The following is a 7,478-nucleotide window of genomic DNA, read 5'->3' as shown; positions in this document are numbered from 1 at the left end:
CAGCGTGGTTGACGGGGCGTCTTGGATCAAGATCAAGATCAAGATCAAAAGCAAAGCAGATCAAAAGCGGGGGGCCTTAACCCATGCGTTCCTGCTCCAACGCATCTTCTCGCTCTGCCGCCCTCTGCCCCTTGGTCTTCATCTCGCTCACGATCACCGCTGCCACAATCAACGCTGCCCCCAGCATTGCAATCGGCGGGAAACGCTCACCGGCAATTCGCCCAACCACGCCTGCCCACACGGGCTCACCGGCATAGATCAACGTGGCGCGTGTCGGCGAAACGCTTTGCTGCGCCCAGTTCATTGCGACCTGGATCACCGCGCTGGTCAGGCCCAACCCCACTGCGCTGAACAGCAGCAACCACGAGAACCCCGGCAGCGCTTCGCCCATCGGCACCACCATCATGAAGGACAGCACCGAGGCGGTGGCGAGTTGCACCACGGTCACCCGGCGCACGTCTACCTGGCCGGCAAAGGCGCCGATCAGGATGATTTCAGCGGCAATCGCCACCGCGCCGATCAGCGTGGCGATTTCGCCCGGGCTGAAATTCAGCGATGCGCCCGCCGGCCCGGTCAGCAACATCAAGCCGGTAAACGCCAGCATGATGCCGATGCTCGGCATCAAGCCCGGGCGACGGCCCAACACCACCCATTGCAGCAACGGTACAAACGGCACATATAACGCAGTGATAAACGCCGACTGGCTGCTGAGGATCGTCTGCAAGCCAATGGTCTGCAGCCCGTAGCCAAACATGATTGCCACGCCGATAAATACACCGGCCTTCAACTCGAACAAGGTCAGGTCGCGCAGGGTGCGCAAGGAAAAGAAGCCCACCACGATGGCGGCCGCGGCAAATCGCAGGCCCACGAAAAACATCGGGCCGCTGACGGTCATCGCGTGCTGCACCAGCAAAAACGTGCCGCCCCAGATCATGGTGATCACCACCAGGATGCATTCGGCTTTACTGAAACGGTTGAAACGGGGTGAGGCGTTCGGGGTGGTCATGGCGGCTCGGTCTTGCAAGGGAAAGGCACGGACCGCACAATGCGCCGCACGCTGGGCAGTATACTGCGCACACCCACCCATTGAGCAATATAGTGCACAAAGAAAATCCACAACGGGCCTCGGTCCTGCAGCACGTCAGCCAGAACGTTCGTCGCCTGCGCCACGCCGCCGACTTGAGCCAGACCGCGCTTTCGGAAAAGTCCGGGGTCAGCCGGCGCATGCTGGTGGCCATCGAGGCGGGGGAGAAGAACGTCAGCCTGTCCACCCTCGACCGTGTGGCCGAAGCGCTGGACGTGGCGTTCAGCGACCTGATCCAGGCGCCGGACGCCCCCGACCACAGCCGCATCAACGAGCTGGCCTGGGCCGGTGAAATTCCAGGCAGCAAGGCGGTGTTGCTGGCCAAGGCCACGGCGCGGCGCGAGGTTGAGTTGTGGGAGATGCAGCTGGAGCCGGGCGATCGCTACAGCCCAGATCCCGATCCGGATGGCTGGAGCGTGCAATTGTTTGTGTTCGAAGGCTGCCTCACCTTGTTGGTGGGCGAGGAAGACAAGCGCGTCGCCGCCGGTGAGTTCTACATGTTCGCCAGCCGTCACGTGCATGGCTATCGCAACGACGGCGACGTGCCGGTGCGGTTTGTGCGCAACGTGGTGATCTAACTGTTCGCCCGGCAACAGTGGATGGACACTTTGCTGGTTTGAAACGCCACGCAAACACCTGATTAGCCAGCAACTGGCTGATTTTATTGGGTATTAAATTCAGGCACGACTCCTGCAATCCCTCCGATATCCCATCGGAGCCTGGAGTCGGCCCATGACAGCCCACCCTCAACACCCTGCCCATATCATCCGCTCGGACGCGGAAGCCATCGAGGTCGCCAAGCGGCTGGCCGCACGTTTTGCCGTCGACGCCAGCGCGCGCGACCGCGAGCGGCGCCTGCCGGTGGTCGAGCTTGACGAGTTCTCTGCCAGCGGCTTGTGGGGCATCACTATTCCCAAGGCCTACGGCGGCGCCGAGGTGTCCTATGTGACGGTGGCCGAGGTGATCAAGTTGATCTCCGCTGCCGACCCCTCTCTGGGGCAGATTCCGCAGAACCACCTGGGCGTGGTGGACATCCTGCTGCAAACGGCCACGGAGGAACAAAAGCAGTATTACTTCGGCAAAGTCCTGCAAGGCTATCGCTTCGGTAACGCCTTCTCCGAGGCCAAGAGCAAAAACGCTGGCACCTTTGACACGCAGATCCGCTTCCACGGCGACACCGCGCAAATCAATGGCGAGAAGTTCTACTGCACCGGCGCGCTGTTCGCTCATTTGGTGCCCACGGTCGGCAACAATGAACACGGCCAGGCCTACATTGCCTTTGTCGAGCGCGACGCCCAGGGCTTGAACGTGATCGACAGCTGGGACGGCTTCGGTCAGCGCACCACCGCCAGCGGCGGCGTAACCCTCGACGGTGTCACGGTGCCGCGCAGCGCGGTGATACCGGCCCACCTGGCCTTCGATCAGCCGACGGCCAACGGCCCGATTTCACAGATCATCCAGGCAGCGGTGGATACCGGCATCGCCGTCGGTGCCCTCGAACAAGCCAAGCTCTACGCCCGCCAGGCGCGGCCCTGGATCGACAGCCAACAGGATCACGGCTGGCAAGACCCGTTCACCATCGCCGCCATCGGCGACCTGCAATGGCGCGTACATGGCACCGAAGCCATCCTCGCCAAAGCCGGCCTGGCCGTAGACCGCGCCCTCGCCGAGCCGAGCGAAGACAGCGTGGCGCTTGCCTCGTTGGTGGTGGCCCAGGCCAAAGTGCTGTCGGCCGAAACCGCTTTGCTCGCCAGCAGCAAACTCTTCGAACTGGCCGGCACCCGCTCGGTGACCGGCAAACACAACCTCGATCGCTTCTGGCGTAACGCCCGCACCCACACCCTGCACGACCCGGCGCGCTGGAAATACCACCTGATCGGCAACTTCGTGCTTAACGGCGTGAAGCCTGCGCGCCACGCCTGGAACTGAGGACGACCCATGACCGCATTGAACCTTGCGCGCCAATTGCTGGACAGCACCCGCCGCCACGTTGAAAAAAGCGACGATCCCTACGTGATCGGCCGTTTTGGCGACTTGCAGATCCGTGTCGACGTGGCCGCCGCGTTGCTGGAACGCGCCGAAACCCACCCTAGCCCTGTCGCCGCGACCGAAGCCCAGATCGCCGCCGCCGAGGCGCTCATCGCCGCGAGCAACGCCGAATTCGAACTGACTGGCCAACGCACCGAACTGCCGTCGACCCTCGATGATCCCTTGCGTACCAAATACCAGATCGTCGGCAACTACCACCTCAACGGAGTGCTTTGATGGCCCGTGAAATTCGCTTGAATGCCTTCGACATGAACTGCGTCGGCCACCAATCCCCCGGCCTGTGGGCGCACCCCCGTGACCGCTCGTGGCAGTACAAGGACCTGGAATACTGGACCGACCTGGCCAAGATCCTCGAGCGCGGCAAGTTTGACGGCCTGTTCATCGCCGACGTGCTCGGCATCTACGACGTGTACAACGGCAATGGCGACGCGGCGATTCGCCAGGCGGCGCAGGTGCCGGTCAATGACCCGCTGTCGCTGATCGCGCCGATGGCGCTGGTCACCGAGCACTTGGGCTTCGGCCTGACCGCTTCGCTGTCGTTCGAACATCCGTACCCGTTTGCACGTCGTCTCTCGACCCTCGATCACCTGACCAAGGGCCGCATCGGCTGGAATATCGTCACGTCTTACCTGGAAAGCGGCGCCAAGAACCTTGGCCAGAAAGCCCAGACTGAACACGACGCGCGCTACGACTACGCCGAGGAGTATCTGGAGGTTTGCTACAAACTCTGGGAAGGCAGCTGGGAGGAGGGCGCGGTGTTGCGTGACCGCGAACGGCAGATTTTCAGCGACTCGAGCAAGATCCACGAGATCCGCCATGTCGGCAAACACTTCCAGGTGCCCGGCATTCACCTGTGCGAGCCATCGCCGCAGCGCACACCGGTGCTCTACCAGGCCGGCGCGTCCAGCCGTGGCAAGCAGTTCGCCGCCGAGCAGGCCGAGTGTGTATTTGTTGCCGCGCCATCCAAGGTGCTGTTGAAAAAGACCGTCGCCGACATCCGCCGCCGTGCGGCCGAGGCCGGGCGTGATCCGAAGAAAATCCTGATCTTCAACCTGCAGACAGTGATCGTCGGCGAGACCGACGCCAAGGCCAAGGCCAAGTTCGAGGAATACAAATCCTACGTCAGCTACGAAGGCGCGATGGCGCTGATCTCCGGCTGGACCGGCATCGACTTCAGCCAGTTCAAGCCCGACGAGCCGCTCAAGCATGTGCACACCAACGCCATTCAATCGGCGGTGGAAGCCTTCTCCACGGCGGACCCGAACAAGGTCTGGACGCCGAACGAACTGGCCGATTGGGTCGGCATCGGCGGCTTTGGCCCGCTGTTCGTGGGCGGCCCTGAGACCGTGGCGGACCTGTTGCAGGAATGGGTGGAAGACACTGACGTGGACGGCTTCAACCTGGCCTACGCGCTGACCCACGAGACCTTCATCGACGCCGTGGACTTGCTGGTGCCGGAGTTACAGAAGCGTGGTGTGTACAAGACCGAGTACGCCAAGGGCACCTTGCGCGAAAAGTTGTTTGGCGACGGTGCCCGGCTGGGCGCGAACCACCCCGGCGCCGGCTACCGCGACCTCAAGGCCCACTCAATCTAACTGAAACACCTCGGTCAATGTGGGAGCTGGCTTGCCTGCGATAGCGGTGGGTCAAACAGAGCTGAATCAACTGACAGTCCGTTATCGCAGCGATGCGGCGACCCGACAAGCCAGCTCCCACAGTTGATCGGTGTCGATCCAGAAATCCCGGCCAGCGGACCACCGCACGCTTAACCCTAAATAGGAGTACTCCCTATGAGCGTGCACGAACTCAAACGGCCGCTGGTGCTGGAATGGCCCGCCGAACTGCTCGGCAACTTGCCCAAGGCCCTGGAACAATTGCACCACTGGGCGCAGATCACGCCGCTGCATACGGCCCTGCGCCACAAGCGCCAGGGCCAGTGGTATGCCTGGCGCTGGATCGACGCTCTGCGCGATGTCGAGCGCCTGGCCGATGGCCTGCGCCAGCAGGGTTTTGGCGAGCAGTCGCGCCTGGCCCTGAGCGGTGCGTTCGAACCCAACCTGTTGCTGTTGGCCCTGGCCGCGCAATCCATCGGCGGGCAGGTGCTGACCCTGGCCGACAACCTGGAACCCGAGGTGCTGCAACAGCACCTGTGGCGCATTCGTCCCACCCATTCCTTCACCCAGGACCGCCAGCAGATAAGGCATTGGCAGTCTGCCAACCTGCTGGATTTCGCCCAACTGCTGGGCCCGGTAGATCCTGCCCAGCACCTCGCCCGCTGGTGGCAACCCACCGGTGAAACCGCGTTGTGGAGCGAGGAGGGTACCCATTGGCAGGGCGGCCTGGCGGTGTTGCTGGAGCAATGGCTCAACAGCGGTCACGGCCTGGCGTTCCCGGAGAGCCTGGCCTCGGCGCAACGCGATCGCCGCGAAGTCGCCCCCACTGGCCTGCTGTTGTCTGCCGCGCGCTTGCAGCACCTGGCCGATGAAATCGAACACCGCCTGGCCCCCCACGGCACCTGGCGCCGGCGCCTGTGCGACTGGGCCATCGCCCACCCGCAAAGCGGCCTGCGCCGGCTGCTGAAAAAACGCGTGCGCAAGCTGCTTGGTTTCCAGCGCCTGGCCTATATCTGGCAACCCCTCAAAACCACCCCCGAGCCCGCCTGGCTGGCCGAATTCAAACGGGACATCGCATGAGCCAAGCCATCCTCCAGGTGCGGGATATCTCGCTGTCGTTCAAAGGGGTCAAGGCGATTAATGCCTTGTCCTTCGAGGTCGCACGCGGGGAAATCTGCGCGCTGATCGGGCCCAACGGCGCGGGCAAAAGCTCGCTGCTCAATGTGCTCAACGGCGTGTACCGCTTTGACGCTGGCCAGATCGTGTTCGAAGACCAGCACTTCCACCGCATCGACCCGCTGGGTGCAGCGCGCCGGGGCATCGGCCGCACGTTCCAGAACAACGCGCTGTTCAAGAAGATGAGCGTGATCGACAACATTCTCACTGGCCTGTCGCGGCATACGCGCAGCACCTTCATCGAACAGGCCCTGGGCCTGCCTCGCGCACGTCGTGAGGCCGAAGCCTTCCGCCTGCGCGCCCAGGGCATCCTCGAATTCCTTGAGCTGCAAGCCCACCGCGATGTGCTGGTGGGCAACCTGTCCTACGGCCTGCAAAAACGTGTGGAGTTGGGCCGGGCGCTGATCGCCGGGCCCAGCCTGTTGCTACTGGATGAGCCGATGGCCGGGATGAATGCCGAAGAGAAACAGGAAATGGCGCGTTTCGTCGCTGACGTGAACCGCGACCTCGGCACCACCGTGGTGTTGATCGAACACGACATGGGCGTGGTGATGGGCCTGTCCGACCACGTGGTGGTGCTCGACTACGGGCGCAAGGTCGGCGACGGCACGCCCGCCGACGTCCAGGCCAACCCCGAGGTGATCGCAGCTTACCTGGGGGCGGTGCACCCATGACCTTCTTCTTTGAAACCCTGCTCGGCGGCTTGCTCGCGGGCACTATGTACTCGCTGGTCGCCATTGGCTTTGTGCTGATCTACAAGGCCAGCGGCGTGTTCAATTTTGCCCAGGGCTCGATGCTGCTGTTCGCGGCCCTGACCTTTGTCAGCCTGCACGATCAAGGTGTGCCGTTTGCCCTGGCGTTGCTGCTGACCGTGATCGTGATGATCGTCGGCGCCTTGCTGATCGAGCGCCTGGTGTTGCGGCCGTTGGTGAATCGCTCGCAGATCACCCTGTTCATGGCCACGCTCGGTCTGTCGTTCATCATCGAAGGCCTGGCCCAAGGCTTGATGGGCTCGCAGGTACGCGCCCTGGACCTGGGCATCGACGACGTGCCGTTGTTTGTCGGCCCGTTGATGCTCAGCCAGTTCGACCTGATCGCCGCCACCGCAGCCGTGGTGCTGGTGACGGTACTGGCGCTGCTGTTCAACAAGACCCGCATCGGTGTGTCGCTGCGCGCTGTGGCGGATGACACCACGGCGGCGCTGTCCATCGGCATTAACCTCAACCGCATCTGGCAGATCGTCTGGGCCGTGGCTGGCGTCGTCGGGCTGGTGGCCGGGCTGCTGTGGGGCGCGCGCCAGGGCGTGCAGTTTTCGTTGTCGCTGGTGGTGCTCAAGGCCTTGCCGGTGCTGATCATCGGCGGCTTCACCTCGATTGGCGGGGCGATTGTCGGCGGGTTGATCGTCGGTGCGGCGGAGAACCTCGCCGAGGTGTACATCGGCCCGCTGATCGGTGGCGGCATCACGCCGTGGTTCGCCTACGTGCTGTCCCTGGCTTTCCTGTACATCCGTCCCGCCGGCCTGTTCGGCGAGCGCGCCATCGAGCGAGTCTGAAACC

General features: G+C 63.3%; 8 protein-coding genes. 7 read left to right on the top strand and 1 reads right to left on the bottom strand.

Annotated elements, in window-relative coordinates; genetic code table 11:
- Positions 1 to 76: 76 nt before the first annotated feature.
- Positions 77 to 1,006, bottom strand: coding sequence for a DMT family transporter (locus tag HX792_RS26430; RefSeq protein WP_176998835.1), 930 nt, complete (start codon positions 1,004 to 1,006; stop codon positions 77 to 79).
- A gap of 92 nt (positions 1,007 to 1,098) precedes the next feature.
- Between HX792_RS26430 and HX792_RS26425 the strand changes: the two genes are divergently transcribed.
- From HX792_RS26425 to HX792_RS26395, 7 genes are all read left to right on the top strand, one after another.
- Positions 1,099 to 1,662 (top strand): XRE family transcriptional regulator, encoded by a 564-nt coding sequence (locus HX792_RS26425; protein WP_176998834.1) that lies wholly within the window; start codon positions 1,099 to 1,101, stop codon positions 1,660 to 1,662.
- A gap of 154 nt (positions 1,663 to 1,816) precedes the next feature.
- Positions 1,817 to 3,013 (top strand): SfnB family sulfur acquisition oxidoreductase, encoded by a 1,197-nt coding sequence (locus HX792_RS26420; RefSeq protein WP_176998833.1) that lies wholly within the window; start codon positions 1,817 to 1,819, stop codon positions 3,011 to 3,013.
- Positions 3,014 to 3,022: 9 nt separating this feature from the next.
- Positions 3,023 to 3,349: an acyl-CoA dehydrogenase gene (locus HX792_RS26415; protein WP_176998832.1), complete on the top strand. Its 327-nt coding sequence runs from the start codon at positions 3,023 to 3,025 to the stop codon at positions 3,347 to 3,349.
- A complete protein-coding gene (locus HX792_RS26410; RefSeq protein WP_176998831.1) occupies positions 3,349 to 4,728 on the top strand; it encodes an LLM class flavin-dependent oxidoreductase in 1,380 nt (459 codons plus the stop codon). The genes HX792_RS26415 and HX792_RS26410 overlap by 1 nt, the downstream gene beginning before the upstream one ends.
- Before the next feature lie 195 nt (positions 4,729 to 4,923).
- Entirely contained in the window at positions 4,924 to 5,826 is a 903-nt protein-coding gene (locus HX792_RS26405; protein ID WP_176998830.1) for an AMP-binding protein, read from the top strand.
- The gene (locus HX792_RS26400; protein ID WP_176998829.1) at positions 5,823 to 6,596 is read left to right on the top strand and encodes an ABC transporter ATP-binding protein; all 774 of its coding nucleotides are present in this window, start codon (positions 5,823 to 5,825) and stop codon (positions 6,594 to 6,596) included. The genes HX792_RS26405 and HX792_RS26400 overlap by 4 nt, the downstream gene beginning before the upstream one ends.
- Positions 6,593 to 7,474 (top strand): branched-chain amino acid ABC transporter permease, encoded by an 882-nt coding sequence (locus HX792_RS26395; RefSeq protein ID WP_176998828.1) that lies wholly within the window; start codon positions 6,593 to 6,595, stop codon positions 7,472 to 7,474. Before HX792_RS26400 ends, HX792_RS26395 begins: the two co-directional genes overlap by 4 nt.
- The last annotated feature ends 4 nt before the right edge of the window (positions 7,475 to 7,478 follow it).

The sequence above is a fragment of the Pseudomonas sp. B6002 genome, assembly GCF_013385985.1.
Lineage (GTDB): Bacteria > Pseudomonadota > Gammaproteobacteria > Pseudomonadales > Pseudomonadaceae > Aquipseudomonas.
This window is presented reverse-complemented; position numbering and strand designations above follow the sequence as displayed.